Genomic DNA, 26904 nt, shown 5'->3' with positions numbered 1-26904 from the left:
CATCATGGTGACGTAACTGTTCGCAACCGTTTCGCTCCGCTTCTTTGTTCATGAGCAGTCGAGGAGGCCGCCGCGTGAGGCGTCACTCACCTTTTGGTCGGCACCTCGAGGAAACCAGAGACGAAGCAGTCTTCGTCACCGGTACATCCAGCGGGATCGGCAGGGCAATCGCTCTGGACCTCGCCGGGCGAAGTGTGACCGTATTCGCCGGTGTGCGTAGGGCCGGGGACGCGCCGAAGGGCGACGGACTACCAGGTGCGGTGCACGAGATCCTCTTGGACGTCACCAGTGGCAGCCAGATCGCGGAGGCGGCCGATTCGATCCGCCGGCTCCTGGGCCGGCAGCGCCTCCGCGGAGTGGTGAACAACGCCGGCGCCGCGACAGGCGGCCCCCTGGAATACGTGACCATCGATGAGATGCGACACCAGTTCGAGGTCAACGTCTTCGGCCAGCTGGCCGTGACTCAGGCGGTTCTTGACCTGATCCGTGATCACGGGGACGGACGCGTACTCTTCACGAGCTCTATCGCAGGACACATCGCCGCACCCTGCTTCGGACCCTACGCCGCGTCAAAGCACGCACTGAACGGCATAGCGGAGTCGATGCGACGCGAGCTGCGGCCATGGAACATCCGCGTGTCCGTCCTCGTGCCCGGAGCGGTGGCGACCCCGATCTGGAGCAAGGCAGACCATTCTGTGCAGGGCTTGACGGACCGACTGCCGACGAGAGCGAAGGAGTTGTACGGCAGCACACTGGAGAACATGCGGCGATACGTGGCTTCCGCCGCGGCGGGACGGAGCATCTCACCGTCGGTGGTCGCCCGTGCCGCCCGTCATGCGCTCTATGCGCGACATCCCAAGGCCGTCTATCTCATGGGCGCGGAGGCACGCGCGGGGGTGGCCCTGTCCACCGCTCTGCCCACACGTGTCTTCGACGCGCTGCTTGCCAGGCAGCTGAGCAGATCCCCGTCGAGATAGACCTTCAGTGACGTGGGCCGGCCCACCTCAACAAGCCGCGGGCACGACCTCCCAGTCCGGCGTGTAGCCGCAGTGCCAATACAACACGGAACCATTGCTGCGCCCCTGGGCTAGACAAAACTCCATGATCGACCAGGTCTTACCTCCGAATACCGGGTCGAGTTTCAGTCCTGTCTCGTCCTTCACGGATGTGCACAGCTCGACCAAGTCGGTTGGGTAGCGACCGAATTCGCGATAGATCCTGGTCGTCCTCAGGTCGATGCGTCCACTGGGCACCCGGTCGGACACCGACAAGTGGTTCTCGGTCCACCGGACGAGTCCGTGGATCCACCAGCGTGCTGGGCCCGGGTAAACCTGAACGCCGACGACATGGATCGGACGATGTCCTTGCAGGCGCAGGAGGTTCTCCGCCAGCACGAAACCCGCGAACGCGGTGCCCGACGCGGCCGTGATGAACACCGTCTGCAGCGGCGGCACCCCCATGGCCTCGACCTGACCCACCATTTCCAGGAAACCGCGCGCAGCAGCGATCACCGCTGCGGGATGTGCGAGGCTCGGCGGGGCGAAGAACGGCCGCCGTCCCGCTCTGCGGCTCCGGTGATAGGCACCGGCCAGCGCACCGGCTGCCTCGATGTGGCCCGGACCGATCAGACGCACGTTGTTTCCGAGACCGCCGAACATCCTCCGTCGTTGATCGAGAGGAAGAGGCGGAACGTCAGCGACGACGATTTCCCATGCGATGTCGAACCGTCGAAGAACCGGGAGGATGTCGTGTACGAGGTTGGTCACGTTGCCCACCGGGGTGACGAGGCTGCCGTACCCCTTCTCCAGCATGTGCCCGACCAGATGCTCGATCTTACGTGTCTTGACGCCTCCGCGGCCGTGACCGGAGAGGTCGTCACGCTTGACCAGGACATCCACCCCGTTTGATCGGGAGATTGCCGAGATCGGCGTCGGCCACTGTCCCAGAGGGACGAACGGGGCCTCCAGAATGCGCTGGATTCCGTTGTGGTCGCGCATACCTGCTCCCTCAGCCTGCTGTCACGGCCGGTCCGGGCACGGGATGGAGAATTACAATGGGAAGCCCTCGGGCTGTGCGCTGCCGGTAATCCTCGTACCCGGGGAAAGCCTTGACGAACCGGAGCCACAGTTCCGCACGTTTCCGTTGGTCAGCCTGCTCGGCCCTGACATGGAAGGTGCGACCTCTGATCTCGACCGTCGCGAAGGGATTTTCTCCGAGGTTCAGCCACCAGCCCGGCGGCTGGTCCAGGCCCCCATGAGAAGCGATGACCGCGAGGTCTTCGCCGTCCTCGACAGCGAGGAGGGGAACCGTCCGCGGCTCGCCGGTCCTACGGCCCGTCGTCGTGATGATCACGATCTTGCCGTGCTTCAGACCCAGTCGTCCCAGCAGACCACCCGTTCGTCGATAGACGCCGAGATGCAGCACGCTCATGACGACGATGAATCTGCGAAGGGCAGGACTGGACTTCTGTCCGATCCGGAGCATGACCGCGCGCAGAAGCGCCACCCCGAGTCTGTGCATAGGGACTCCCAATGGCAGTCGATCTCATGTTCCAAGTTACGTCGGACTGCCTACGTCCGCATGACGGCGGATTGATGCCTGCACAGCAGTCGTGAGCCATGGAATCCGAGAGCGTTCAACCGCCATTTCCGTCCGTGGGTGGTGTGGAGCGGATCCGCTTCTTCGCCCCGGGCTTCTTCTCCGCAATCACTCCGGGGCCAGCGGCCTTGCCTCCGGTGGCCTTGGGGCTCCTGGCCCGCTCGACACTGGCGCGCAGGGCCTCCATGAGGTCGACCGCGCCTGTCGCCTTCGCCGCCGGCTCGGCCTTCTCCACGGTTTTGCCGGCCCGTTTCGCCTCGATCAGGGCGGCGACCCTCTCCTGGAACGTGTCGTGGAACTCCTCTGGGTTCCACTCCATGCTCAGGGCTTCGATGAGCTGCTCGGCCATCGGGCCCATACCCCCGCCGCTACTGCAGACACTCCCACCCACACGTCACTCGATCAGGGTGGCTCCCATTCTCGCCGCCGATCATGAACCTGCACCGCTGTCCGTCGCCTGCGCAGACGGACCAAAGCGGCTCCCACAACCACCGCCCACATGGCTCTCGTTCACCGCGCCGAAAACACACCGGACGCTCCGTCTTGTGGCCGCCCTCCGCCTCGCGGTCCGGCAGCACTGACGGCGGGCGAAAGGCCGCTCGGCTTGCGCGCATCTGATCACACTGAGGAAGAGGGGCTATCGGCTATCTGTCCACGTCCTTGACCTCCAGCGCTCCTCGTGCCACGCCGATGAACGTGACGTAGGCTTCCCGGAAATCCCGGTAGGCAGCGTCGTACTCGTCCCGCCGCTCGGGACTGTCGTCACCGATGAGTGCCTTGAGCAGCGGCTGGACGCACCGCGCCATTTTCCGCACGTGATCCGCCGCGTCGGAGACCTCGGCAGGACCATCGAGCCGGACCTCATGCATTGCCCTGTTCATGTCCCCGATGGCCGGGCCGATGTGCTCGTACATCTGCGTCAGGAGCCGGTCCTTGCTCTCACGGTCGCGCCCCGCGTCACGTCGTCGATCTGCCATGTGACCGCGTTGAATGCATGCGCGCAGCTCATCATCTCCCGGTAGGCGGATCGGCGCCGGTCACGCTGTTCACGCAGGGCCTCTGCCGTTGTGGTTGTTCGGGCTTGGGCCTGCGCTGCGCGCAAGGTCGCCCGCGCGGTGATGTAGCTGGTTCCGAGTGCGGTCAGCGCGGTGAGGATACCGACCCACAGTCCGCTGTTCGCCATGGCTGGAGAGCCTGCCAGCCGGGGTGCCATCGCGACAGCCCGCGAGTCGATCACCGACCGTGATCCGTGACGGCCAGATGGCTCCCCACCGACTGGCCGTCGGTGGGGAATCTCAACTGGCCACTAACACAGCATGGTGGTGCGCACCACGTGAGCTGCGCGGATTGGATGTCGCGGGAGGCTGATGGAGCCCGAGTCAAGATCGTTCACGGAATGTGTGCCAGAACCTGTCAGGCTCTGACCGCAGTTCCGTGAAGGATCTTGGAGCGGCTTGACTTCGCAACGGGGGCAAGCAGAAAATCTCGGCCTCCGTGCCTCCGCACGACTAATGTGCTGCTGGGTAGATCGTCCCGACCAACGAGGGGGCTGAGTCGTGCTGACCAATACGCACCCTCCGTAGGTACCTCTGGAGTGCCCAGAGGTACCTACGGAGGCTCTAGGCACTGTTTCTCGGATCATGTGCGGAGCCAGATGATGAGGGCTGCGAGGGTGACGGTGCCGAGGTAGATGTAGGCGCGTTTCTCGTAACGGGTGGCGACGGCGCGGAAGCCCTTCAGGCGATTGATGGCGCGTTCGACGGTGTTGCGTTTCTTGTAGCGCTCGCTGTCGAAGCCGGTGGGGCGGCCGCCTCGGGAACCGCGGTTCCTGCGGTGTCTTTGCTGGTCGCGGCGTTCGGGGATGGTGTGCCGGATTCCGCGTCGTCGCAGGTAGCGACGGTTCTTCCGGGATGTGTAGGCCTTGTCCGCCAGGACATGGTCGGGCCGGGTGCGGGGCCGTCCCACTCCGATACGGGGCACGGAGACCTGCTCCAGTACCCGCTCGAATTGCGGGCCGTCACCGTAGTGTCCGGGTGTCAGGACGAGGGCGAGAGGCCGGCATCGCCCGTCAGCGGCGAGGTGGATTTTGGTGGTGAATCCGCCGCGGGAGCGTCCCAGGCACTCGCCGATCTGACCACTTCCTCGAGCCGGACCGCCAGTTTCCGCAATGCCGGATCGACCTGGTTCGTCCCCCCAACGTTCCCCTTTGGGGAGCCGGGGCCGTCGGTGCCTTCCTTGCGCCGGCGGCGTGCTGGTGGGCCCGCACCGCTGTCGAGTCCACCGAGACGTCCCAGTCGATCTGGCCCGTGGCGTCTTCGGTCGCCTGGATCCGGGACAGCAGCATCGTCCACGTTCCATCGGCTGACCAGCGGCGATGGCGTTTGTAGACGGTCTCCCACGGCCCGAACCGCTCCGGTAGATCCCGCCACTGCACGCCCGTCCGAACCCGGTAGAGCACCCCGTTGATCACCCGGCGGTGATCACTCCACCGGCCCCCACGGGCGCCACCAGGAGGCAGGAACGACTCCAGCCGGTCCCACTCCGCGTTCGTCAGATCCCCACGGCCCATGCAGCCAGCCTGACCCCAACACCCCACCCACGTCAGGAGATCCGAGAAACAGTGCCTAGTACTGCAACGGCGTTTGGTGTGACTGGTGGCCAGGTTGGTCGTTGGTCTGGATATGGGTGGGGTACTTGGTGATGTGAGGGCGTGGGCGGCGGGTCTGGGTGAGGTGCATGAGCGGTTCGTGCACCGGTTTGCCCGGTCGGAGCCGCGTGAGTCGGCACTGGCGTATATGCGGGGTCTGGTATCTCCGCTGGAGCGGAAGAACGGCTGGACACTCGCGGAAGAGGCTGGGCATGGGGGCCCGGACCGCATGCACCGGCTGCTGAACCGGTGCGACTGGGACGCTGATGAAGTCCTCGACGACGTCCGCGACTACGTCTTCGAGCATCTCGGTGACCCCGAAGCGGTCCTGATCGTGGACGACACCGGCTTCCTGAAGAAGGGCATCCGCTCGGCCGGCGTCCAGCGCCAATACTCGGGAACGGCGGGCCGCACGGAGAACTGCCAGGTCGGTGTCTTCCTCGCCTATGCCGGCGAACGCGGTCGCACGCTGATCGACCGCCGCTTGTATCTGCCCACGTCGTGGACCGATGACCGGGAACGGTGCCGGGCCGCGGGCATCGAGGACACGGTCGCCTTCGAGACGAAAGTGGTCATCGCCAAGGCGATGGTCCGCCGGGCGATCGCGGAGAAGATCCCGTTCCGCTGGGTGACCGCGGACGCTGCCTACGGCTTCTCCAAGGGCTGGCGGACCGAGTTGGAGCGGGCTGATGTCTTCCACGTCATGGCCACCACCCGGCACGACACTGTCGTCTCCCGCTGGGCCATGGACCACCCGGTCCACGACCTGTTCAACGGCCTTGCGAGGCAGAAGTGGAAGCGTCGTTCCTGCGGGATGGGCGCCCACGGCCCGCGGGTCTACGACTGGGCACGCGTGGAGGTCCGGCCCTGGCACCGCGAGGACCGCCGGCACTGGGTCATCGCCCGCCGAAGCGTGAGCCGGCCCGACCAGATCTCCTTCTACATCGCCTACTGCCCCGCCGAGACCACCCTCGACGAACTCATTCACGTTGCGGGCAGCCGGTGGGCGGTCGAGGAATGCTTCCAGACCGCGAAACAGGAATGCGGCCTGGACGACTACCAGGTCCGCCGATATCCCGGCTGGCACCGCCACATCACCCTCGCCATGGCCGCCCACGTCTGCCTCACCGTCCTGAAGGCCCGCGAGGCCAACACAGGGAAAGCAGAAACGGATCCTCCCAGCTCATACCCCTCACCCTCCCCGAAATCCGACGCCTGATCACCCGCCTCACCCACCGCCGACCAGCACCCGTCGAACACGTCCTGCACTGGTCACACTGGCGCCGCAGACGACAGTTCCAGGCCCGCACCAGCCACTACAAACAACGCGGCCACACACCACCAGAGACTGCCAACCTGTCAGAGCAAAGACCGTTGCAGTACTAGATGTCCCGAACCGTCCGCACGACTCCCAGACAACTCCGCGTCCAAGAAGGCGCATCGGAGTCGATGTCCCTGTATGACCTCCGCTACACGCACGCTGAACTTGCCGATGCCGCGCGCGATGGCCGTCGCCCTGCCCCGACGAAGTCGCGGCGCAGGATCACCTCCTGGCAGTGGATGGTGCTCTACTGCAGGAAGGGCTCGTTCTCCGTTGAGATTGCTACCGCTGAAGGCCGGGCCCGGCTTCAAGGGCGACTCGACGCCCAGCGGATACGTGGACTGCACCATTCCGGCCATGACCTTGACAACACAGATATCCCTCCAGTCCGCCACCGTCACGGTGCGCTCTGGGATGCCTGGTAGACACGAATCACCCAGGGTGCTGAACGGCACTTGAGGACACGGGAGGGGCCTGCGGTGGATCGGCCAGTGGACTTGCGCCCTCCTGCCCTCGTACGTGACCGCTGATCGACACCAGGCCGTTCACGAAACTGCGGTCAGAGCCAAATTCAAGGTTCTGGCTCAACTTCTGTGGAGCTGCGCCGGGCGCGCTCGTGCCCACCGTCGGGCCAACGCGCCGACCTGCTGGTTCTCATTGTTCAGCGTCCCGAAGTATTGAGCGTCGAGCCGTCACCACAGAAGTTGAGCCAGAACCACAACCTGTGAACAAAGCCAGGTGTCGTTTGAGTCGGTGGATGCCCCACTCGACAGCGTGCCGCTGCTTGCAGTCGTCTCTGGCGGACTTCGGCGGCCGTCCGCCGCGCAAGCCGCGCCCCAGCCGGTTGCGGACACGGCGCCGTGCCACGGCCCGCGGCGGATCGATTCGCCGCTCTCGGCCCGCCCAGGGTCGGCCCCGCAGTGACCTCTTGATCATCTTCGGAAGGGACGCATCCCCGCATGAAGCTGCGCTGGCGCGTCGCCCCGGACGGCACCGCCGTCAACCTCGGGTCGGCCTCACCGACGGACACCTGCCGGATCAGCCACTTCTCCGTCTGCCCGGGACGCGGCGCCCGATCCGGGCCCGAACCCCCTGACGATCAGCCACCCGGCCAGCCCCAGCTCCCAGGCGAACACCGGCAGCGCGGCGGCCGACCCCGCCACGGAGAGCTGCGCGTAGGCCCCGAACATCACGGCGACGGCCGAGGCGCAGATCAGCGGCCCGCCAACCAGCCCGAGCACGGCGATGAAGCGCGGCACGAGCCGTGCGCGGTACGCCAGGTACGCGAGCAGGACGGTGTTCAGGCCGAGGGCGATGTTGGGCCCGAGCAGAAACGTCCAGTCGTGCACGGCCGCCAGCGCGACGTCGGCGCCGGCCGCCGCCCCCGCGTCCCGCCGCAGGGTGACGAGCGCCAGGACTGCGACGATCCCGAGGGCGATGACGGCCGCCTCCAGCAGCCGCCCGAAGGCGTACCCGAGCGCGAGCCCCTCGCCGTGGCGCCGCAGGACGGGGAACAGCGCCGCCCCGGTACCGGCCACCGCCACCACCAGCACCACCTCGCAGAGCACCCCGAGCAGCGCCCGCGTGTCGGCGCCCTGCGCGAGATGACCGTCCGCCGCGCCCAGCAGGGGGCGGTACAGAACCGCCCCGGCTATCGCGGCGACCTCGGTCAGCAGGAACAGCGACCCGGTGGCCACCGCGGTTCTCCGGTCCGGACTCATCTTCTCGGTACCCCTCGCTCGATGGTGGTGTACGCCGTACACCTGACAGAACCATAGGTGTACGGCGTACACTCGTCAAGGAGAGGGCGCTGTCGAGGAGGGAAGGGGCCGAACCGGAATGACCCGGCAGGAAGCCACGCACACGCAACGGATCCCCCTGAACAGGGACCGCGTCCTGCGCGCAGCCGTCGCGCTCGCCGACGCCACCGGCATCGACACGCTCAGCATGCGCAGGCTCGCGCAGGAACTGGACGTCGTACCGATGGCCCTCTACAAGCATGTGGCCAACAAAGAGGAGCTGCTCGACGGCATGACCGACGCCGTCGTCGGCGAGATCGACCCGCCGGCCGCAGGCCCCGACTGGCAGCGCGTGGTCCGCGGGCGGATCCTCTCGGCCCGGCAGGTCCTGCTGCGCCACCCCTGGGCGGCCCGGGTCATCGAGTCGCGGACCGGCCCCACCCCGGCCGTGCTGGCGTACCTGGACTCGATGGCCGGAAGCTTCCGGGACGGCGGCCTCTCCGCCGACCTCACGCACCACGTTATGCACGCGATGGGCAGCCGCCTGCTCGGCTTCAGCCAGGAACTGTTCGACACCTCGGGCCCCTCCGGCCCCCCGGACCCCGGGCTGGCGGCGCGCTACCCCCACATCGCGGAACTGGCCGCGACCGCCGCACACGACGGGGGCTCCACGGTCGGTGGCGGCTGCGACGACCAGTTCGAGTTCGAATTCGCCCTGGACCTCCTCCTGGACGGCTTCGAAAGCCTCCGCCGCCAGGGCTGGACGTCCGCGCGGAAGGCATAGCGGTGCGGGGGCTGATCTAGCGTCGAAGGGAGTGGGAAACCCCGCCAAGCCGGGGCCAGTGGTTGCGCGCGGGCCCGCGTGCGCTCGGCGCCGTTCCCACGCGGATCCGGCAACACCTGTCGGCGTACGTGTTGGTCACATGTACGCCGGCACCGGCAGCCGGGTGGATGCCTGGTCCGCGATGACGTGGGGCTCGCAACCCAACTAATCCGTTTCTCTTCGGTACTGAACTTGAACTCGTGGTGTCGGTCTCGTTGACCGCGCATGTGGGAGCCCGCGGAATACGTTCGCGTACTGCGGGCTGGCCTGCGATCGTGAGTACGTGCCAGAGGACTTGACGATGCAGCCGGTTGCGCCGGTCACGAAGTGGTCGGCCGGATCGATCCGGATCACGAGCCGAGCAATCAGCGCCAGCGGGATCTCGGTTCGCCTGGGGATCACAGCCGACGAGCAGTTCGAGCGGGGCAGCCTGATGAGTCCCCGCAATCCGTCCAGTGCTCGACGGGAGAGCAGTGTCTGGATCCGACGGAGCGGACTGTGCAACGACAGCGAGCTTGCGGATCACGTCCGAACGCTGGTCGGACTCGTCGACAGGTGTCGCGAGGAGCTGGCGCACCTGTCCGCCGACTGTGACCTGGAGCTGCTTCTTGGCTTTGGCAGCGAGAACGGTCAGGGAGGCTGTGTCCTGCCGGCTGGCCTGCTGTCGGAGGTTGGCGCGCTGGGGCTCGACATCGTGCTCGACCTCTATCCGCCCGAGTCAGCGGCAACGGCTACTCCGGGATGACGACCGGCTCCAGTCGCGCTGATCCGATGCGGTCTCGGCTGGTCAACGAGGGTGAGTCCGGTTCCGGTGAGGCAGCCGTCGACCAGGTCCGGGCGGTACTGAATCTGTCTGAGCCGGTGCTTCACGGCCCGGGTGATCTGGCCCAAGTCCGCCGCGGCGAGGTTGCCGAGGTTCGAGTTCGAATCCGCCCTGGTCCTCCTCCTGGACGGCTTCGAAAGCCTCCGCCCCCAGGGCTGGACGAAAACGCGCCAGCAAGAACGGCATGGGGGTCGGCGTCGCCCTGGGCGTGGTCGCGGCGATTCCGGCAGGCGGTCTCTCCCTGCTCGGAGGAGCCGCCGGAGGCGGAGGCGCAGTCGGAGGCGGAGTCATCGGCCACTTCTTCCGCAAGGGACTCAAGCTGACCGACGAGGACGCCGCGCGCATCAGAGTGCTGTGGGGCAGCATGGGGCGATGCACTTCGATCAGCCGCTGCCTCACGAGGTCAAAGTCGTCGATTCGGCCTCGTTGTTCAGGCTGGAGGAGCGGGCGTCTGTCCTCAGCCTGAACCAGCGATTGGACCCAGCGTGGGTGCAAGCGAATGCGGCGCCCGATGGAACCCACTACCTGTGGCCAGCCCTGTGGAACAGCCTGCCCCACCGCCCGGACGTTCCACGTCAGCTGCGGTGCGAGCTATTGATCACTCTGCGTGCGGGAGACCGAGTGATGAGCCTGCTGGACGTACTTCCCGACGACTTCGCCCCGCTGCCGAGGGTGACCTCACGCGAAGAAGGCATGCAGGTCAGCCAACTCCTTGACCATGCTCCTTCGGTCAGGGAATGGCTACGTCGAGAGGGCGAGAGCCCGGACCGGCTGTGACAGGCGTCGCCAGCAGACGAGCGCCTACGGGCCAGCCGATTCCGCCCCGCACCCACACCATCAAGCGACGACAGAGCCGCTCAAAAACTCACGAACCGTCCTCCGAGAAGGCGCTCCGGCAACGTTGGGCAAGCCGCTGTTCAGGGCGGCTTGCCCAAGCTCCCCTTGGGCTTGCCCAGCCGGTTATGCCGGCTCCCACAGTGGGCCGATCCGTCCCACGCGGTGTCTCGAGCGGGACGTGCCCGGCATCGTGCGTGGCGGTCAGCGGCCGACCGCTTCGGGGTAACGGGCGCGGTGCCGCTCCGGTTCGTCGACGCCGATCAGAGCCGCCTAACACCCAACCTGACAAGGGTTCGCGGTATCAGCACTAGCAGTTCTGGGTGGCGAACCTCGTTGCAGGTTCTGTGCCGGTACCCCTATCCGCCTCCGGCAGTCTTTGCTTGTCCTCTGAAGTCCCTGAAGATCTTCTTCTGAACGATCCTGCGGGTCATCAGAGTGACGGCGGCCCAGTGATGAGGGCTTCACTGTGCTGTACGAGTCGTTTGTAGTTGCGTGCGTGGCGGCGGGCGTGCATAGGCCAGGTCGGCGTGCGTGCGACGACCCAGCGACGGGGCAGGACAACGATGGCGGGCGTCACGGCTGCCCGATGCCACACCTTCGGCAGGGCTAGCCTCGGCGCCAGATGACGCAGCGGTGCTCCCGGACATCCCGGTCGACGTGCCAGCCGGGCGGGGCGTCGCGCCAGCTGTCGGTGGCCGGGGCCTTCTCGTCGGAGAGGGGGAGCACAGCGACGTTGGCCTCGGCCGGCACGGCCCCGTTCTTGCTCAGGGCGCGGGACCAGACCCGGCCGTCGAGCACCAGGAAGGTCAGCGTCGCGCGGATCTCCCAAACGAGGCCATCGTCCATCACCACCCAGTCGCCGGGCCGGATGCCGGCCTCCTGGACGAAACCGGTGGCAATCCTTTCGGCCCATCTGGTCCGGGGCTTGGTGATGTGGTCGGTGACGGCCACGCTCCCGACGCCGGCGAACACCGCCAGCGACACCGCGACGGCGCCGGTGGCGAGCGCGGCCCTGCGGTTGCCGCCAAGCAGGCGCAGCAGCAGGACGACGGCGAGCACGATCAGGGCGACCACCGTGGTGCGACCGGCGTGGAAGCTGCCCCAATTGTCCTCGGCGGTCCAGAGGCTGGAGAGGAAGGTGGCGTCCGGCAGGCCCCAGACGACGAAGTAGGACTCGTGAAGCTCCTTGGCCGCCATGTGGACTAGCACCGCCATGAGCGCCAGCGTCACACCGGAGGCGGCCGTGCCGAGCGCGACGATCTTCTTCCAGCCGCGGACGTGGTAGAGCGCCGCCACCGCGACCAGCACGTACACCGCGGCCAGCGGGGACAGGTAGCGGGCGTAGGTGATGGTGTCGATCCGGCCGTCGGCGGGCAGGCCAGCGGCCGCCGCCAGTGTGATGCCGCCCAGCAGCGCAACCATGAGGAAGGCAGTCACACGGTTGGCCAGGCTGAAGCGCTTGCTGAACAGCGCGTACACGCAGACCACGAGGGCCAGCGCACCCAGACCCCACGTGGAGGTCATGAAGTACCAGAGGTGGCCGGTCGCCCGCATGAAGGTGCGGCGCATCAGCTGGCTGTTCGCCAGCGTCTCGAAGACGGCATTGCCGACTTCGCTCGGGAGGGCCCCGTCAATCCGCGACATCAGCCAGGCGGTCATCAGCTGTTTGACGACGAACATCACGGCCAGCGCCGCCAGCGCCAGCGCACTGGCCATGCGTGGTGCCCAGTTGAAGGCCAGCGCCACCAACAGCACCACGGCGGTCAAGGCGATGATCACGCCGCCACGGTCGTGGGTGAGCAGGCAGTACCCGGCGGCAAGGCCGGCCAGCAGGCCGAACCAGATCCTGCGGCGCCCGCTGCCCTCGGAGAACAGGCCGTGCACACCGGTCAGCCACAGCAGCACCAGGACCGGCAGTGGGGTGTCGGCCATCGCGTACTGCGTGTAGAAGAGCACGGTCGGGAGCATCACCGCGGCAAGGGCGGCGGCGTACGAGACCGGCCGGGAGATGTTCAGACGGCGCAGTGCCCAGTACGCGACGGGGAGCATCAGGCAGCTGATGAGGGCGTTGATGCCCATGATCAGGTGGTACGCGTGCACCGGGTCCTGGGTGAGGCGCATGGCCGGCGAGATGAGCAGCGAGTACCCGCCTGGGATGATCTGATCGCCGTGGATCGCGGTCGTCGGTCTGCCGGCCATGATTCTGGCCATCACCAGGTACATCTGCTCGTCCGGGCTGACCGTCGGGTAGTCCTGATCGGTGACCAGGGAGAGCCGGAAGAGCACGTTGAGCACGTATCCGACGGCGAGCGCCGACGGCACCACCCAGCGGGCCTGCCACCACCCTGCGCGGGTACGGCTGTCCGCCGAGGGATCCCCGGCGCACCGGGCGTCTTCGGCCCCGGCAGGGTCCGAGAGGGTCAGTTGCGTCATAACCAGACTTCCTTGAGATGTCTGCATTGCGGAGACCAAATGGCTCGCCTTGCTACTGTCAAGAGGAGGCCAGGGGGCCCGGGGTTGCTCCCGGCTGCGCCCGACCCCCGGCAGGCGACGCCGATACGCACCAGGCCGGTGAGACCGTCATCGGCAGGCAGCGCGGCCGACTAGCGATGGAAGGGGCAGCCGTCAGCCCAGAGGGGCGAGGCCAGACCGGCGGCGGTGGGCGCGACTGCCTCGATGCGCCGGCTGACGCCAGAGGCGCTGTTGCCTGCGCGGTCAGCCATCGGCGATGCGCCACCCGGAAGCCGGGTGGCGATCCGCGCAAATGTCTTGTGTTGATCGCAATTCTTTGCGCGCACTGAAGCTATGAACCCTCTTCGCCGAGATCGCAGCGATCGTGCACCCGATGCACGAACCGGGGGATGTTGACCCCGGAGATCTACGAGGCCGTCCGTGACGACGTCGAGGCCTCCCGCAAGGAGACGGCCTTCAACCTGGAGGCGGCCTCGGACGCGGACCCCGAAGCCAACGAGCCGCTGATGACGGCCATCGACTCCGCCCGGCAGCGCCGGGCGCAGGCCGAGACCGAGATCCGCCGACTGATCGCCTACGGACGCGAGTTCGCCCGGCCCCGCCCGTACCGGCTCACGGATCTGGGCAGCGCCGAGGGTATGTCCTTCTCAGGGGTACGCACCGCCTACGGCGACAGCGAGATCGCCTGGGTTGCCTCGGCCACCGGCCGCCAGCCCCGCCAGTAGCGGGCGCCCAGCGCTTCCTTCACCCGCGCAGAAGGGAAATCCCATGGAACTGAACGCCATCGAACGCCCCGCCGACGCCTTTCAGCAAGGCCTCACCGATCGCGAGATCCTGGCCGTGTTCCGTCGCGCCTTCGGCGCCGACACCGAGGTGCTGGCCGCAACCCGAGCTGGGCGGCGGGAGGTACAACACCAGCTACCGCATCGACCTGGCCGGGCAGCGGGAGCCCGTCGTGCTGCGGGCTGCACCCGCCCCGGACCGCCAGTTCCACTCCGAACCAGAGCTGATGCGCAACGAGTACGCCTCCGTACCGTGGCTCGCCCCGATCGCACCGCTCATGCCGCGTGTGCTGGGAGCGGACTGGTCACACGAGACGATCGGACGGGACTGGATGATCCAGTCCTTCCTCCCCGGAACTCCGGCCCCCGAACTCCTCGGCTCCTACCCCCGCGAGACGTTCCCTGCGTCTGTATTCTCCGCATGCAATCCGTCGTCAGGGGGGCTTTCGAGCAACATCCTCAGGGTAGACCGACGCTCCCTCTCCATCCCCGCGCTCACTCGCCCGCGTGCCAGCTCGTGCAGCACGTCCCAGTGGTTCGGGCTCCCAGCACGGGAACGGAGCAGCAACCCAACCAGGGCAACCAGTACAGGCGCCAGCACCGCCACGAGATCGACATTCACTGGTACTCCGTCTGCCTCATTCCGTGGCCCTCTGCCCCGGACTGCCCACTACAGGGCTTGGGCGACGAAAAGGTTGAACCACCCAGCCGGTGTCTCGGCGCGACGACTGGGTGCCGCGGCTGCCGGGGCCCGGCGCCCTGCCCGGAGTGAACGACTCGATGCAGCCCAGCACCGGTGGAACCCCCACCGCAGTGAGTGCAACATGTGTGGCGCCATCGCCGGATCGAGCGATGGCGCCACTGGCGTCCGGACTCTGCAGCGCTGCAGCCATCAGGCACGGAGCTCGGCTCCCGCGGCGGCCGGCCGCCGCCGTTCGACAAGGCCGACTACCGCGCGAGGCACGCGGTCGAATGCGGGATCAATCGCCTCAAGCGCCACCGGGCCGTGGCCACGAGATACGACAAACTCGCCGTCCGCTACGAAGCAACCATGCTGGTCGCGGCCATCAATAAGTGGCTGTGACCCCGCGGCCGCAGCAGCCCTCAGTTAACCCTTTGCCGAGGAGCCGATAGACCAACTACGTTCTCCCAGCCGTCCATGTTGATCCGGACTGGCACTGTCGACGAGGAGGTGTGGAGCACATGCGCAGGAGTGCCCAGCAGTTGAGCCCGCGTACTGACCTTTGCCACCTCCTCACGACGGAGACACCTTGTCGCTCCGCATCACCCCATTGACCGACCCCGCTCACGGGGCGCACAGCCGACGCCTTGCATGGTTGGCGTCTGATGCCGATGCCAACCCTGTCGGGACGGCCTTTCTGCGCCTGTTCGATGGCGGACAAGCGCACTTGGCCGAACTGACCCTCCACGTTCATCCCGTGGAGCGCCGCAAGGGCGTCGGCTCCCGGCTACTCGACACTGCCGTGGCCGCCGCCCGGGACAACACCCGGCGCTGCGTCGTAGCGCAGGCCGGGGCCGGATCGCCCGGCGACCACTTCCTGCCGGCCCGCGGCTTCCGCAAGGTCCTCACCCTGAGGTACTCCCGCCTGCCCCTGGCCGATGTGGACATCCCCTCACTGGCAGAGATCATTGAGCGTCCGCATTCCGGCTACCGGCTGGCGTCCTGGCAGGGAACCGTCCCCGACGATCTCGCCCAGACCTTCGCCGACTCACGTCGCGCCATGGACGACATGCCCATGGAGGACACCGACTACGGCACCACGACCTGGGACGTGGACCGGGTCCGGGCTGCGGCGAAGGCCGTCGAACAGCGCGGCGACCATCTGCACACCGTTGTCGCCATCGACACCTCCAACGGCTCGATCGCCGGGTTCACCGAACTCGTCGTGCCCGGCGGCGGCACAGGTGATGCCCAGCACTACAGCACCGGCGTGCTGCCTGAGCACCGCGGACACGGCCTCGGCCGTTGGATGAAGGCCGAGTCGATCCGCCAAGCCGACGGGCGCTACCCGGACCTCGGCGGCCTCCTGACCGACACCGCCGACAGCAACACGCACATGAGACACATCAGCGACAACCTCGGCTACCTGCCCACGCACACGACGCTGCAGTACCAGCTCGACCTGTAGAGACGAGCGGACGGGCCGGACCTGGGCATCACCTCGTCCGGCCCGTCGGCAGTTTCACAACAGGCCCTAACGAGCTCGTGCATGGTTGGCGGTGCGACGTCAAAAGGTGTAGGTCGGCACGGCGGTCACTGTGGGTGATCGGGCCCGCGGGTGGCGGTCTGTTGGTGTGAGAGCAGGCCGGCGATGGCTCCCGGTCTTTGCGGCCGACGGCGGGCCGACGGACTCGGATCTCGGTGCCGTCGATGATTCCGGCCTGTCCGCTGGCACCGAGGTGGTCGATGACCTCGGCGAGGGTGTGGAGCCGGATGCCGGTGGCGATGGTGCAGCCGCGGGCTGCGAGGAGTGGCCGCACCTCGCCGATCGCCCGGGTGATCGTGGAGCGGTCGACGCCGAACCAGCAGGCCAGCACGTCGTGTGTGGCACCGTGGCGGAGGTGGATGAGCGTGGCCAGGAACCGGTCGATGAAGACCAGCCGGTGCTTTGCACCAGCGCCGACGGCCCGCTTCCGCGGGCTGGACTCCAGTCCCGCCTGATGCCGTTCGTGCCACAACGGACCGACCTCCGCGACGAGTTCGGCGATCATATCGGCAGACAGCCCCGTGATCCTCCGGTCGCTGATGATCGCTGCACGAGACCCGTTCCCCACCACACGAACATGATCAGGGATCAAGATCTGGCGTCGCACCGCCAACCATGCACGAGCTCGTTCGGAAAACGGGATTGACCACGGTGTACACCCAGCGCAGCCTTCCTTGACGCTCAGCGCACGACAACCGCTACGCACTGGGAAGTGAAGCTCTGACCCGAAGCCCCGGAGAGGCCCCGCCTCGCGGGCCAGGACTCGGTTGCGGCGCCGGGGCCTGGCGGACTTGGACGCCCCCGGTCCGGTGGGTCCGGGCGGGTCCGGCGGTCCCCGGTGGGGGCGGGGCTGAAGCACCCGGGGCGCCCCTGTCAGTCGATGGCCTGGTAGAGCGTGGTCCAGAAGTCGTTCATGGCACGCGGAGAATCCGGGGTGGAGAGTCCGACCTGGGTGAGCAGGACTCCGGTGAGCTGGTTGGTCCTGTCCGCGTACGCGGTGGTGCCAGTACCGCCGAACCAGCCGAACTGGCCGACGGGCGCGTAGTCGCCGCGATGGGTGCGCACCGCCATACCGAAGCCCCAGCCGCCGCTCGACCCCTGGCCGGACGACAGGTGGGCGACGTTGCCGAACATGGCGTCCCGGGCGGCCAGCTGCCCGGGCGAGAGACGGTTGGTGGTCATCAGCTCCACGGCGGCCCGGGACAAGATCCGTTCGGTCCCGTGCATCCCGTGGTTCAGCAGCATCCGGAAGTAGGCGTGGTAGTCGTCGGCGGTGGAGACCAGCCCGCCGCCGGCGCCCTGGAACGCGGGGGCATGCCGGCCCTTCCTCCTGCCGCCTCGTCCCACACGAGGAACTCGCCGGTCTGCGGGTCGGGCCCGTACAGGGGCGGCAGTCGGTCGATCTTGTCGGCGGGCACGTGGAAGGCGGTGTCCTTCATCCCCAGCGGATCGAGGACGCGTTCGCGCAGGAACGTCTCCAACGACCGTCCCGTGACCCTGGAGACGAGCACGCCGACCACCTCGTTGCTGAGGTCGTACTGCCACCGCACCCCGGGCTGGTACTGCAGCGGCAGCTCGCCGAGGCGGCGCATCCACTCGTCCGGCTCGGGCGCCGCCCGGATGCCACGCTGTAGTCGAGGCGCTCGAAGGTCGCGGCCCTGATCGGGGAAGCCATCGACTCGAAGTCCACTCCGAGCCCGAACGTGGAGGTCAGCAGGTCCCGTACGGTGATCGGGCGCTGTGCCGGCACGGTGTCGTCCAGCGGTCCGTCGGGCCGCTTCAGCACCTGCCGGTCGGCGAGTTCGGGCAGCCACTGGTCCACCGGGTCGTCCAGCCGCAGCCGGCACTCGTCGAGCAGGATCATCGCCGCCGCCATCGTGACCGGCTTGGACGTGGACGCCATCCGGAAGATCGTGTCCCGGCGCATCGGCGCGCCACCGTCGTAACGCATCGTCCCGATCGCTTCGACGTGCGTCTGGCCGCCGCGGCTGACCAGGGCGACGAGGCCGGGAATCTTCTTGGACTCGACGTGCCGTGCCAGCACCTCGCGCAGTCGGCGCAGCCCCGCGTCGGAGAAGCCGCTGTTGCTCGTTCCCATGATGAATCCCCTGTTCACAGTGCTGGTTCTCACGGCGGCCCCGGTGGCTGCCTGGCCCTTCGAGCGGCCATGTGAAGAGCCTGCAGCCTTGACCCAAGGTCAAGGTCAATCCCCTATCAACCCCCTATCGCGCTATCCTCGCCCCCAGTGATCGTCCGGACTTCCCGGCCGTCGCCGACGCGGTGCGCGAGACCGCAGCCGCCCACGATCCGGAGGTACGCCGACCCGATGGCAGATGGGCTCACGATCGGTCAGGCGGCGGCGTTCGTTGGCGTCACGATCAAGACAGTGCGGCACTACCACCGGCTCGGCCTGGTCGCCGAGCCGGAACGCGACGGTTCCGGCTACCGCCGTTACCGGTCGGGCGAGCTGTTCCGGCTGGTCCAGGTACGGACCCTGGCCGCGGCCGGCGTGCCGCTGGCCGAGATCGGTGACCTGCTCGACGCCGACCCCCGGACGTTCGCCGCGACCCTGGACGACGTACATCACCAGCTCACCGAACGGATCGACGACCTGATCGCGCGCCGCGACAGGCTGCAGCGCCTCGACCACGGCGACCGGGCCCTGCTGCCCGACCGGGCCTGCGCGGTCTTGGAACGACTCGCCGAACTCGGCTTCGGCCCCGACTACGTGGCCGGCCAACGGGAGGCCCTGGTGCTGGCCCGCGCGCTGGTCCCGGAGATCTTCGACAGCTTCCTGACCCGGCTCGAACACTCGCTGGACGATCCCGAGTCCGTCGAGCTGACCAAGCGCGGCTGGGATGCGAGGGCCTGGGATCCGGACGACCCACGGATCGAGGAGCTGGCATCCACCCTGGCCGACAAGCTGCTGACCAACCGTGAGCTGCTGGCGATGCCGACCGGGTTCGGGAACCAGTCCGACGCCGCCTCCCGGTACGCAATGGTCAACCACCACCGGGAAGACCAGTCACCGTCCATCGCCCGCTTGAACACGCTGGTCGAGGCACACCTGCGCGCAGCCGGCATCGCGGTGCCCAGTAGCGGACGAAGGGTCAGCCGAGCGAGAGCGTGATCTGCCCTGCCGGAGGGCACCGGACGAAGCCCTGGGTGCCGAGTGGCTCCGAAATGCAGTAGCCGGAAACAGCACTCTGCGAGGTGATGTAGAAACTGCTCTCGAGTTGCAACACTTTGAACTGCCCAACCTCTTTGCCGTTGTTGTTCTGGTCCGTCACGGAGTACTGGCAGCCGACGTCCTTGGCGAAGTTCACGCTGACGCGCTGGAACGGGTTCACATCCAAGCTACCCGTGGTGGAGCCGGTGAGGCGCAGGAGATTCGGCGTTTGGTTGCAGAACGTCAGCACGAACCAGACGTTCCCGATTTCCGTCGACGTGATGAATCCCCAGTCGGCGGAGTCCCGGAAGAAATCACTCCTCGACACGCCTGTGCTCCAGACGTCCTGATCCATCATGTCTTCGGTCGGGTACGCGTCGTAGTTGGCGATCTCCGCGATGTAGTAGGTGGTCCCATCCGTTTGCCACATGATGGATTCGGGCAGGTCCTGCAGACCTTTCCAGTGGTAGATCTGGTACTTGACGGGCAGAAGGATCTGTAGCGCGGACCGTGTGTAGCCGATGCGCGCGGCACGGACGAGCCGTCCGGTGGTGTTTGGGTCCCAGTACAGACTGTCGCCCCCGCTCTGCTGCTGCGTCATCGCGTACAGGCTCTGGAGTTTCCCCCAGTCCTGCAGAATCGCGTTCTCCAGCACCCCCATCCCGTCCAGCAGCGCCTCGAAACTGATGCTCAGCTGGTTCCACAATTCGGAAACCGTCACCTGGAACGGGTTGGGCGAGATGGCGCCGCTCGAGCCGACGGCCTCCCCCACCTCCACGCCCATCTGCATCAGGTTCCCCGCGACCGCGAATTCGTCCCCCATGGCGCTCAGCCCGGCGTACGTCAGACCGTCCATGACGGCGAAAATGATTCCTTGGACGATGCTTCCCCCGTCCACCGTCATGCCGGCGTCCGAGATCAACTTGTTGAGCAGGAAGCCGTCGTCCTCGAACAGCTCCATGTGGAAGGTCCCGTAGTTGGCGAACAGGTTGCGCGTGGCATCGGCATAGGTGATCTCCACGAGCAGCTGGTCGCGGACCGCATCCCAGTCCGTCTGCGAGATGCCCTGGCCGTCGGGCGGCTGCGCCCAGGACGCGATCCGAGAGCCGTGGTCGGCGAGGGTGACCGTGAGGTTGTAGTACTCGGCGCGCAGCGACGCGATGCCCAGCCTGCTGTTGATGCATGCGTACGCGGCGGCCTGGCCGCCCGAGAACGTCACGAAGGGCACCGCCGGCTGCGCCATGAGCGTCGCCAGCGACGCGGACGGGACCTGGGACCACATGTAGCTGGGGTTCGAGGTGCCCGGCGCGGTGAGGACGTTGTTGCCGTCGAGGACGATCGGGCCCGATGTTCCGCCCTGCGGCACGAGGTACTCCCCCGTGGACCTGTTGCGGATCTGCGGCGGTGCGGTGAACGGGTCCCACAATTGAGTCTGCGGCAACGGGTCCTGTTGCGAGTCCACGGTGACCTGGTTGCCGTCGCCGCTCGTCGGACCCGCGGTGAGCACGAGACCGTTGCTCTGACCGCTCAGGATCCGCCCGTCCAACGTCCGCATCCACATCTCGTTGGGGCAGCCGAACTGGGGCGTGATCGGCCAGACGATCACGTCGCTGCCCGGAGTGGTCGACCCACCCTGGACATTGAGGACGCACGCGCTCCCGTCCGCCTGCGTGAGCGCGCTCTCGAAGAACACCCATCTGGGCCGGGTGACCGGTGCGACGGTCCACTCGTAGCTGTCGCTCCAGGTGCCCGCCGCGGCCAGGACGCTGTTCCCGTCGAGGGTGATCGGCCCGCTCGTGCCGCCCTGAGGAACGAGGCATTGGAGTGAGAACGCGTTGCGGATCCGGTTCGGCATGGTGGACAGGTCCCACACCTGTGTCAGGGGCAGAGGATCCTGCGGCGTGTCGACCTTGACGAAAAATCCCCCGCCTTCACCGTCGTTGGGCGGGCCGAGCATGAGCACCAGGTTGCTGTCGAGGGCGCTCACGATCCGGCCGTCCGGCATGATCTGCCACAGTTCGTTGGGGCCGACTTGGCTCAGCACCGGCCAGACGATCGTTCTGGTGCCCGGAGTGGTCGAGCCGCCCGGGATGTTGAGCAGGCACGCGCTTCCGTCCGCCTGCGTGAGCGCGCTTCTGATATAGACCCATTGAGGCGGGACCGCGGTGCTTGGCGCCGATGGCGCCGGTGGCGCCGCGAGGGTCCAATGCTGCAGGCCCTCCACGTCCTGATCGTCCTCCGGGGCCATGAGCAGCTCTTGGCCGGAACTCGCACCGCCGGCGAGCGCGAGCACGAGGTCGGCGCCCGGGCATGTGATGCGCCCGTCGCCGTTCACCTTCCACGAGCGGGACTGCCGGTCGGTGGCGGTCTGCATCACGACCTGCCGCCGCTCGTTGCCCGCGAGCGCCATACCGTTCAACCGGCTCAGGATGCGACCGTCGACGGTCATGTTCCACAGTTGGCTCTGCGCGCGGGTGGGGTCCAGCGGCCCGAGGGTGACTGCGGCTCCCGGCCGCGACCCGTCACCGTCGACGCCCAGCACGAACGTCTGGTCGGTGTTCGTCGCCCGGCTCACGATGTAAAAGACTTGCTCAGGTCGAGGTGCCATCGGTGGCTGTCCTCTCTGAAGGCCCGCAACCGACGCACGCACAGCCGGAAGCGACCATTGGCGAAATATCCCCCGCTGGCGATGACCGCGTGAATCTGCGACACGGCGTGGCGTCGGGGAGGCCCCCAAGTGCTCCACCTTGGACTTTACGCGGACGTACCCAGACCGGCACCTTGTGCACGACCGGCGCCGCCTGGTGCGCTGCGCCCCGCTGCTGGGAGAGCGTGCTGCCTCACCCTCCGGACCCGGGCCACTCGCCGTCGGGACGGACCGCCGCTCCCCCGACCGGCCCTGGCAAAAGCACGCCGGTCATCCGTGAGTGGTGCGTCGATCCCTTGAGCCCGCCATGGCTTGTTGAAGCCTGGCGGAAGTCGTCGGTGCTCTCGCCCGAACGCTTCAGTCTCGGCGGCGGTTGAGCACCCCGATGAGAACGGCAAGGTCAGCGGCGCCGGCCGGGTCATCCGCGTAGCGGGTGGTCTGGAGGGGGCCGACCTCGGGAAGGACGATGTCCTCACGGGCCAGAACGTGGACCAAGGTCAACAGTGCGGCGCGGGCATTGCCATCGGTGAATGGGTGGAAGAACGCCACGTCGAGGTAGGCGCGGGCTGCACGGGCCGCCAGCGGGATGTCCGGGTCGGTCGTCTCGCGCAGGCAGGAATCGAAGTCGGCCTGCGTGTGAGGGGTCCGGCCGTAGCGTTCGCGGCCGGCCTTCGCATAGGCGTCGCTCGCGCGGAACGGTGCCCCTCTTGCAGCGAGGACTACACGCTGCCAACCGGCCAGGAGGGCGAAGTCCAGCGGGGTGCGGCGTGCGGCATCTTCTCGGGCGAGGGCGTGGGCGGCGAGCAGGCGCTCGGCGCGCATCGGGTCGCGCCGGCGCACCGGTCCCTCGCACCAGGACCGGAACCCGTCGCGGTCGCGCGGGACCCGTTGCAGGGCCGGTGCGCTGTGCCAGTCGGCCTCACGGCGCACGCGCAGCCAGACCGAAAGGCTGTCAGTAGCGGTCATGGAGATCCTCCAGCGCCGCCCTCTCACGGTGGTCACGGTACGGGGCGTGGCCGGTGAGGCTGGTGGCCAGGTCCTCGCCGACGGATTCGATCAGCGTCCGTTCCGGGGTGACCCAGCTCTTGAACCGGCCACCGATCGCGCTCCCCACCGCCCGCGCGGCTTCGGCCCGGTCCATGCCGGTGCTGGTGAGGAACCAGCCCAGGACGATCGAGGCCTGGCCGTACCAGCCGCCCTCCGCGCCCGAGTCCAGCGTGTGGGTCACGAGCCGGACGCAGGCCCGCTCCAGGTGCCAGCTGCGGTCCTCGGGTGAGGCGTCCGATGGCGGTGCCAGTTCGGCGAAGCGCCGGGCCGTCCGCTCCAGCCACTCCCGCCACTCCAACAGCGCGGCTACGGCGCGCGCCGCGGTCTCGTCGGGGGTCGTCACCGAGCTCGCCCCACTGACCCAGTTGCCGATGGGCCCGCCGTCGCGGTAGCACCAGCTCCATCCCCAGGCCCAGGTGCCGTATCGCTCCCGGACGATCGCGTCCACCTGGCTTTCACACCAGCGTTCGCCCTGCCACCAGCCGGCCATACCGGAGAGCACGGGTGGCACCCACTCGCGGACCAGCGAACGGAGGTGGTCTTCCTCCTCCTCATCCCAGGCGAACGGGTGGCGGGCCGGATCGAATTCATCCCAGTTCCGAATGCCCTCGTAGGTGATGCGGGGCACACGGTTCGCAGGGAAGGGCAGGGTGTCACGGTTGTACGTCAGCGCTGGCCACTCTTCCTGTCCGATGTGATCGCCCACCAGTCTCGGCCCGAGGCCTCTGGAATCGCGAAGGGTTTTCAAGACCGCCTAAGGGCTGTCCCGCAATCCCCGGCGGGCGCACGACGCCAGCTACGGCACCTCGCCGCGTTGTCGGAGCCGTTGCCATACCGATCATGGAGTCTGTCGATCGAACGGGAGTCTCGATCGGGTGATCGCGGGCACTGCCCAGCATGCGAGCAGGGCCTGGCGGTATACGGGCAAAATCCAAAGGAACGGAGGGCCGCGCGCTGCTACGGTCGGGCGCTATGAGCTGGCTCCCCGATATCTTCATCCATCCCGTCCTGGTACCGCTGCCGGGCAGTGGTCATCACCTGCGGCCGATCCGGGAGACGGACACCCCGCTCGACTATCCGGCTGTGATGGGTTCGCGCGAACGGCTGTGGACCATCTACGGCCCAGCCTGGGGCTGGCCCGCGGCCACCATGACCTACGAGGCCGACCAGGCCGACCTGTTGCGGCACGAGAAGGAGATCGCCGCACACCAGTCTTTCAACTACGCGCTGTTCGACGCAGAGGAGACAGCTCTGCTCGGCTGCGTCTACATCGACCCACCGGAGAGGGCCGGCGCGGACGGCGAGATCTCCTGGTGGGTGGTGGACGAGCTGGTGGACAGCAAGGTCGAGCAGGCCCTCGACGAGCTGGTGCCGCGGTGGATCGCCGCCGACTGGCCGTTCGAGCAGCCGCGCTTCCTCGGCCGGGAGATCTCCTGGTCGGACTGGCTCGCGCTGCCGGAGCACCCCGACGCGTAAGTAGCTTTTGTCGTAATGCTCTGGGGACTGGTGCTCGAACGGCCATCTCGATTGGGTGGTCGTCGGGTGCTCGGCGCATGCGAGGAGGGCCGCCTGAACAGCTCGCTGGTGTCGAATCACCGAGCATCAGGAGGCCCTGGTGTCGCAGTCTTGCGTGCCGATGCCCGTGCAGTCCACCGCGGGTACTCGGGAGTGTGACTGTCTGACTCGCTGGTTCGGAAACGCTGCCGACTATCGCCTGCGAGAGCGTCGGTATCCGAGCGACATGACGGACGCGGAGTGGGTGGTGGTGCGGCCGCTGCTGCCGGTGCCGGGTTGGATGCAGGGCCTCGACACCCTCGGCCTGCTGCTGGGCGTGTTGGTCACCGCTGCGGATGTGGGCGATCGCGCCGCTGCCCACATCCTGCTGGAACAGGTGGCTGTCCGTTCTGTGATCAAGTGGATCTTCGAGCCTTTCTCGCCTCGATCGACACGCCGCACGGTCTTCCTGTCCGGCCTGCCGCAGCCTGGTGGCGTCCTCGCCTTCCCCAACACGGCCGACACGGCGGGGATCGCGAGCCTGGCGGCCGCTCTCGACGGGCTGGACGCCGCGGAAACCGACTGTATCGAGCGCTGGACCCCGGCGCTTGCATAGCTGCTCGCGGACGGGCTGAGCACACTGGACGCGTACGAGGTCCTTGGCTGCCGGACCAGCCTCACGGCGGACTCCGCCATGCAGCGCCGAAGCAGCATCGTGACCTCATCCCTCCACCTGGTGACCGAGCGCCATCCGGCGCCTTCAGCGTCTCGGCGCGCGGTCCGGCAGCGCCGTCAGCGAGGCGGACAGCAGCTCCTGGGTGATGGTGTGCTTCGGCATCTCGATCAGCTGATCGGCCGGGCCGGCCTCGACGATGCGCCCAGCGTCGAGAACCGCGATCCGGTCCGCGAGGACTCCGGCGGCGGCGAGGTCGTGGGTGATGAACACCAGGCTGAGTTCCTTGTTGTCCCTGAGCCGGGCGAGGGAGTCCAGGATGGTGGTCCGGGTGGTCGTGTCCAGGCCGGAGGTGATCTCGTCGCAGATGAGGACGCGCGGCTCCGCCAGCAGTGCCCGGGCCAGCGCTGCTCGCTGGAGTTCGCCGCCGGAGAGCTCTCCGGGGCGGCGCCCGGCGAGGCTCTCGGTGAGGCCGAACTCACCGAGGGTGCTCAGGGCCGTACGCCGCGCGTCCGCCGGTACGGCTTCGCGGAGCCGTACCGCGCTGCGGGCGACCTGGTCCAGGACCGGCCGGTGCTCGTCGAAGGCCGCCTTCGCGTCCTGGAACACGTACTGCACGGCGGCCAGTTCGGCGCGCGTGCGGGAACGGAGACTTCGCGGCAGCGGCAGCCCGTCGAGCAGCACCGTGCCCTCGTACGCGCGATGCAGCCCGGCCAAGCAGCGTCCGAGGGTGGTCTTGCCGCTGCCGGAACGGCCGACGAGCGCCAGGCACTCCCCTGTCGCGAGCGAGACCTCGATGTCGCTCAGCACCTCGGCGGCTCCCTGCGTGGTGCGGTGCCGTGCGGTCAGGTTCCGCGTCTCCAGACGCTTCGGACCGCGCGGGCGGGGCGTTCGCGCAACGCGCGGCTTCTCCGGTACGAGATCCTCCAAGACGGATGACACGGGCCCTCGGTCCACGACCTTGCCGACCCGCATCACCACGACCTCGTCGGCCAGTTCCCTTACGACGTCCAGGTCGTGGCTGAGCAGGATGACGGCGATACCCTGTGCGGCCACTGCGGCGAGCTCCGCCACGATGCCCTGTTTGGTGAGGACGTCCTGGCCGGTGGTGGGTTCGTCGGCGACGATGACCCGCGCGCCCAGCAGCAATGCCTGGGCCAGGACGACCCGCTGCTGCTGTCCGCCGGAGAGCTGGTGCGGGAAGCGGCGCAGCACGGCCTCGGGGTCCGGAATCTGGGCGAGGCGCAGGGCCTGTTCGACGCGGCGCCTGCGCTCGCGCCGGCTGCCTCCCTGGCGGGCGGAGATGTCGGTGAGCAGGGCGCCGACGCGCCGTGCCGGGTTGAGGACGGAGGCCGGGTGCTGGGGTATGTATCCGACGGGGCCTGCGGGTACGTGGACCGCGCCGTCGACCACGGCGCCGGCCGGGTATTCGCCGAGGAGGGCGAGCCCGGTGGTGGTCTTGCCGCTGCCGGACGGGCCGATGACAGCGGTGATCTTGCCGGCGTGTGCGGCGAGGCTCACGCCGTCCACGATCGCCCGTCCGCCGATCTCCACGCGCAGGTCCCGCACGTGTGCGACGAGGGTCATCGTGTCGCTCCTTCCGG

21 protein-coding genes and 6 pseudogenes are annotated in these 26904 nt (G+C 67.9%); 12 read left to right on the top strand and 15 right to left on the bottom strand.

Annotation, left to right across the window (positions count from 1 at the left end; genetic code table 11):
* Nucleotides 1-50 precede the first annotated feature (50 nt).
* Nucleotides 51-977 (top strand): SDR family NAD(P)-dependent oxidoreductase, encoded by a 927-nt coding sequence (locus tag JIW86_RS39130; protein WP_257559048.1) that lies wholly within the window; start codon nucleotides 51-53, stop codon nucleotides 975-977.
* 27 nt (nucleotides 978-1004) lie between these two features.
* Here the strand turns inward: JIW86_RS39130 and JIW86_RS39125 are convergent, their stop codons facing one another.
* The 6 genes and pseudogenes from JIW86_RS39125 to JIW86_RS39100 all read right to left on the bottom strand — a co-directional run bounded on the left by JIW86_RS39125 (nucleotide 1005) and on the right by JIW86_RS39100 (nucleotide 5167).
* Entirely contained in the window at nucleotides 1005-1997 is a 993-nt protein-coding gene (locus JIW86_RS39125) for a pyridoxal-phosphate dependent enzyme (protein WP_257559047.1), read from the bottom strand.
* A 10-nt stretch (nucleotides 1998-2007) separates the two neighbouring features.
* A complete protein-coding gene (locus JIW86_RS39120) occupies nucleotides 2008-2505 on the bottom strand; it encodes a nitroreductase family deazaflavin-dependent oxidoreductase (protein ID WP_257559046.1) in 498 nt (165 codons plus the stop codon).
* Nucleotides 2506-2635: 130 nt separating this feature from the next.
* Nucleotides 2636-2947, bottom strand: a complete 312-nt coding sequence (locus tag JIW86_RS39115) for a hypothetical protein (protein ID WP_257559045.1) — start codon at nucleotides 2945-2947, stop codon at nucleotides 2636-2638.
* A 295-nt stretch (nucleotides 2948-3242) separates the two neighbouring features.
* Nucleotides 3243-3512, bottom strand: a complete 270-nt coding sequence (locus tag JIW86_RS39110) for a hypothetical protein (protein WP_257559044.1) — start codon at nucleotides 3510-3512, stop codon at nucleotides 3243-3245.
* A 5-nt stretch (nucleotides 3513-3517) separates the two neighbouring features.
* On the bottom strand, nucleotides 3518-3781 hold the full coding sequence (locus JIW86_RS39105; protein WP_257559043.1) for a hypothetical protein: 264 nt from the start codon (nucleotides 3779-3781) through the stop codon (nucleotides 3518-3520).
* A gap of 455 nt (nucleotides 3782-4236) precedes the next feature.
* Nucleotides 4237-5167, bottom strand: a pseudogene (locus JIW86_RS39100) (IS5 family transposase).
* Nucleotides 5168-5279: 112 nt separating this feature from the next.
* On the opposite strand from JIW86_RS39100, the gene JIW86_RS39095 reads away from it, so the two are divergent.
* Together JIW86_RS39095 and JIW86_RS39090 are read left to right on the top strand one after the other, a co-directional pair.
* Nucleotides 5280-6464 (top strand): IS701 family transposase, encoded by a 1185-nt coding sequence (locus tag JIW86_RS39095; protein WP_257552446.1) that lies wholly within the window; start codon nucleotides 5280-5282, stop codon nucleotides 6462-6464.
* Between the two features lie 1061 nt (nucleotides 6465-7525).
* A pseudogene (locus JIW86_RS39090) lies at nucleotides 7526-7594 on the top strand (hypothetical protein); the annotation flags it as partial.
* On the opposite strand, the gene JIW86_RS39085 reads toward JIW86_RS39090, so the two are convergent.
* Nucleotides 7583-8287, bottom strand: coding sequence for a DUF4386 domain-containing protein (locus JIW86_RS39085; RefSeq protein ID WP_257559042.1), 705 nt, complete (start codon nucleotides 8285-8287; stop codon nucleotides 7583-7585). The pseudogene JIW86_RS39090 and the gene JIW86_RS39085 sit on opposite strands and share 12 nt — an antisense overlap.
* Nucleotides 8288-8405: 118 nt before the next feature.
* On the opposite strand from JIW86_RS39085, the gene JIW86_RS39080 reads away from it, so the two are divergent.
* From JIW86_RS39080 to JIW86_RS39070, 3 genes are all read left to right on the top strand, one after another.
* Entirely contained in the window at nucleotides 8406-9089 is a 684-nt protein-coding gene (locus JIW86_RS39080) for a TetR/AcrR family transcriptional regulator C-terminal domain-containing protein (protein WP_257559041.1), read from the top strand.
* A 322-nt stretch (nucleotides 9090-9411) separates the two neighbouring features.
* Nucleotides 9412-9873: a DUF4279 domain-containing protein gene (locus JIW86_RS39075; protein ID WP_257559040.1), complete on the top strand. Its 462-nt coding sequence runs from the start codon at nucleotides 9412-9414 to the stop codon at nucleotides 9871-9873.
* A 450-nt stretch (nucleotides 9874-10323) separates the two neighbouring features.
* Nucleotides 10324-10728 carry a hypothetical protein gene (locus tag JIW86_RS39070; protein WP_257559039.1) on the top strand — a complete coding sequence of 135 codons (405 nt, stop codon included), beginning with the start codon at nucleotides 10324-10326 and terminating at the stop codon, nucleotides 10726-10728.
* 470 nt (nucleotides 10729-11198) lie between these two features.
* Here the strand turns inward: JIW86_RS39070 and JIW86_RS39065 are convergent.
* Together JIW86_RS39065 and JIW86_RS39060 are read right to left on the bottom strand one after the other, a co-directional pair.
* Nucleotides 11199-11353, bottom strand: a pseudogene (locus JIW86_RS39065) (IS5/IS1182 family transposase); the annotation flags it as partial.
* A 41-nt stretch (nucleotides 11354-11394) separates the two neighbouring features.
* Nucleotides 11395-13221, bottom strand: a complete 1827-nt coding sequence (locus JIW86_RS39060) for a hypothetical protein (protein ID WP_257559038.1) — start codon at nucleotides 13219-13221, stop codon at nucleotides 11395-11397.
* 428 nt (nucleotides 13222-13649) lie between these two features.
* Here JIW86_RS39060 and JIW86_RS39055 point away from each other — a divergent pair, with 428 nt between their 5' ends.
* The 3 genes and pseudogenes from JIW86_RS39055 to JIW86_RS39045 all read left to right on the top strand — a co-directional run bounded on the left by JIW86_RS39055 (nucleotide 13650) and on the right by JIW86_RS39045 (nucleotide 16192).
* The gene (locus tag JIW86_RS39055; RefSeq protein ID WP_257559037.1) at nucleotides 13650-13985 is read left to right on the top strand and encodes a hypothetical protein; all 336 of its coding nucleotides are present in this window, start codon (nucleotides 13650-13652) and stop codon (nucleotides 13983-13985) included.
* A 961-nt stretch (nucleotides 13986-14946) separates the two neighbouring features.
* Nucleotides 14947-15126: pseudogene (locus tag JIW86_RS39050) on the top strand (IS5/IS1182 family transposase); the annotation flags it as partial.
* Nucleotides 15127-15313: 187 nt separating this feature from the next.
* A complete protein-coding gene (locus tag JIW86_RS39045) occupies nucleotides 15314-16192 on the top strand; it encodes a GNAT family N-acetyltransferase (RefSeq protein ID WP_257559036.1) in 879 nt (292 codons plus the stop codon).
* Between the two features lie 28 nt (nucleotides 16193-16220).
* On the opposite strand, the gene JIW86_RS39040 is transcribed toward JIW86_RS39045, so the two are convergent.
* Entirely contained in the window at nucleotides 16221-16775 is a 555-nt protein-coding gene (locus JIW86_RS39040) for a helix-turn-helix domain-containing protein (RefSeq protein ID WP_257559035.1), read from the bottom strand.
* A 368-nt stretch (nucleotides 16776-17143) separates the two neighbouring features.
* Nucleotides 17144-18368 (bottom strand): annotated as a pseudogene (locus JIW86_RS42280) (serine hydrolase domain-containing protein).
* Between the two features lie 228 nt (nucleotides 18369-18596).
* Between JIW86_RS42280 and JIW86_RS39025 the strand changes: the two are divergent.
* Nucleotides 18597-19400 (top strand): MerR family transcriptional regulator, encoded by an 804-nt coding sequence (locus tag JIW86_RS39025; protein ID WP_257559034.1) that lies wholly within the window; start codon nucleotides 18597-18599, stop codon nucleotides 19398-19400.
* Here JIW86_RS39025 and JIW86_RS39020 read toward each other — a convergent pair.
* The 3 genes from JIW86_RS39020 to JIW86_RS39010 all read right to left on the bottom strand — a co-directional run bounded on the left by JIW86_RS39020 (nucleotide 19381) and on the right by JIW86_RS39010 (nucleotide 23761).
* Entirely contained in the window at nucleotides 19381-22047 is a 2667-nt protein-coding gene (locus tag JIW86_RS39020; protein ID WP_257559033.1) for an RICIN domain-containing protein, read from the bottom strand. The genes JIW86_RS39025 and JIW86_RS39020 overlap by 20 nt on opposite strands.
* Before the next feature lie 396 nt (nucleotides 22048-22443).
* Nucleotides 22444-23052 (bottom strand): Fic family protein, encoded by a 609-nt coding sequence (locus JIW86_RS39015; protein WP_257559032.1) that lies wholly within the window; start codon nucleotides 23050-23052, stop codon nucleotides 22444-22446.
* Nucleotides 23039-23761 (bottom strand): hypothetical protein, encoded by a 723-nt coding sequence (locus tag JIW86_RS39010; RefSeq protein WP_257559031.1) that lies wholly within the window; start codon nucleotides 23759-23761, stop codon nucleotides 23039-23041. The genes JIW86_RS39015 and JIW86_RS39010 overlap by 14 nt, the downstream gene beginning before the upstream one ends.
* A gap of 344 nt (nucleotides 23762-24105) precedes the next feature.
* Here JIW86_RS39010 and JIW86_RS39005 point away from each other — a divergent pair, with 344 nt between their 5' ends.
* Nucleotides 24106-24609 (top strand): copper-binding protein, encoded by a 504-nt coding sequence (locus JIW86_RS39005; protein WP_257559030.1) that lies wholly within the window; start codon nucleotides 24106-24108, stop codon nucleotides 24607-24609.
* Nucleotides 24610-25111: 502 nt separating this feature from the next.
* Nucleotides 25112-25348: pseudogene (locus JIW86_RS39000) on the top strand (cysteine desulfurase); the annotation flags it as partial.
* 39 nt (nucleotides 25349-25387) lie between these two features.
* Here the strand turns inward: JIW86_RS39000 and JIW86_RS38995 are convergent.
* On the bottom strand, nucleotides 25388-26887 hold the full coding sequence (locus JIW86_RS38995) for an ABC transporter ATP-binding protein (RefSeq protein WP_257559029.1): 1500 nt from the start codon (nucleotides 26885-26887) through the stop codon (nucleotides 25388-25390).
* Nucleotides 26888-26904 lie beyond the last annotated feature (17 nt).

Origin of the sequence: Streptomyces sp. NBC_00162, assembly GCF_024611995.1 — a bacterium.
Taxonomy (GTDB): domain Bacteria; phylum Actinomycetota; class Actinomycetes; order Streptomycetales; family Streptomycetaceae; genus Streptomyces.
The sequence above is the reverse complement of the archived record's forward strand: the minus strand, read 5'-3'. Positions and strand labels throughout refer to the sequence as shown.

Bases quoted from the DNA above. Each gene is read 5' to 3' on its own strand.
- JIW86_RS39130 (WP_257559048.1), top strand. From the start codon at position 51: ATGAGCAGTCGAGGAGGCCGCCGCGTGAGGCGTCACTCACCTTTTGGT.
- JIW86_RS39125 (WP_257559047.1), bottom strand. From the start codon at position 1,997: ATGCGCGACCACAACGGAATCCAGCGCATTCTGGAGGCCCCGTTCGTC.
- JIW86_RS39115 (WP_257559045.1), bottom strand. From the start codon at position 2,947: ATGGCCGAGCAGCTCATCGAAGCCCTGAGCATGGAGTGGAACCCAGAG.
- JIW86_RS39110 (WP_257559044.1), bottom strand. From the start codon at position 3,512: ATGTACGAGCACATCGGCCCGGCCATCGGGGACATGAACAGGGCAATG.
- JIW86_RS39105 (WP_257559043.1), bottom strand. From the start codon at position 3,781: ATGGCGAACAGCGGACTGTGGGTCGGTATCCTCACCGCGCTGACCGCA.
- JIW86_RS39095 (WP_257552446.1), top strand. From the start codon at position 5,280: ATGGGTGGGGTACTTGGTGATGTGAGGGCGTGGGCGGCGGGTCTGGGT.
- JIW86_RS39085 (WP_257559042.1), bottom strand. From the start codon at position 8,287: ATGAGTCCGGACCGGAGAACCGCGGTGGCCACCGGGTCGCTGTTCCTG.
- JIW86_RS39080 (WP_257559041.1), top strand. From the start codon at position 8,406: ATGACCCGGCAGGAAGCCACGCACACGCAACGGATCCCCCTGAACAGG.
- JIW86_RS39070 (WP_257559039.1), top strand. From the start codon at position 10,324: ATGCACTTCGATCAGCCGCTGCCTCACGAGGTCAAAGTCGTCGATTCG.
- JIW86_RS39060 (WP_257559038.1), bottom strand. From the start codon at position 13,221: ATGACGCAACTGACCCTCTCGGACCCTGCCGGGGCCGAAGACGCCCGG.
- JIW86_RS39055 (WP_257559037.1), top strand. From the start codon at position 13,650: ATGTTGACCCCGGAGATCTACGAGGCCGTCCGTGACGACGTCGAGGCC.
- JIW86_RS39040 (WP_257559035.1), bottom strand. From the start codon at position 16,775: ATGATCGCCGAACTCGTCGCGGAGGTCGGTCCGTTGTGGCACGAACGG.
- JIW86_RS39025 (WP_257559034.1), top strand. From the start codon at position 18,597: ATGGCAGATGGGCTCACGATCGGTCAGGCGGCGGCGTTCGTTGGCGTC.
- JIW86_RS39020 (WP_257559033.1), bottom strand. From the start codon at position 22,047: ATGGCACCTCGACCTGAGCAAGTCTTTTACATCGTGAGCCGGGCGACG.
- JIW86_RS39015 (WP_257559032.1), bottom strand. From the start codon at position 23,052: ATGACCGCTACTGACAGCCTTTCGGTCTGGCTGCGCGTGCGCCGTGAG.
- JIW86_RS39005 (WP_257559030.1), top strand. From the start codon at position 24,106: ATGAGCTGGCTCCCCGATATCTTCATCCATCCCGTCCTGGTACCGCTG.
- JIW86_RS38995 (WP_257559029.1), bottom strand. From the start codon at position 26,887: ATGACCCTCGTCGCACACGTGCGGGACCTGCGCGTGGAGATCGGCGGA.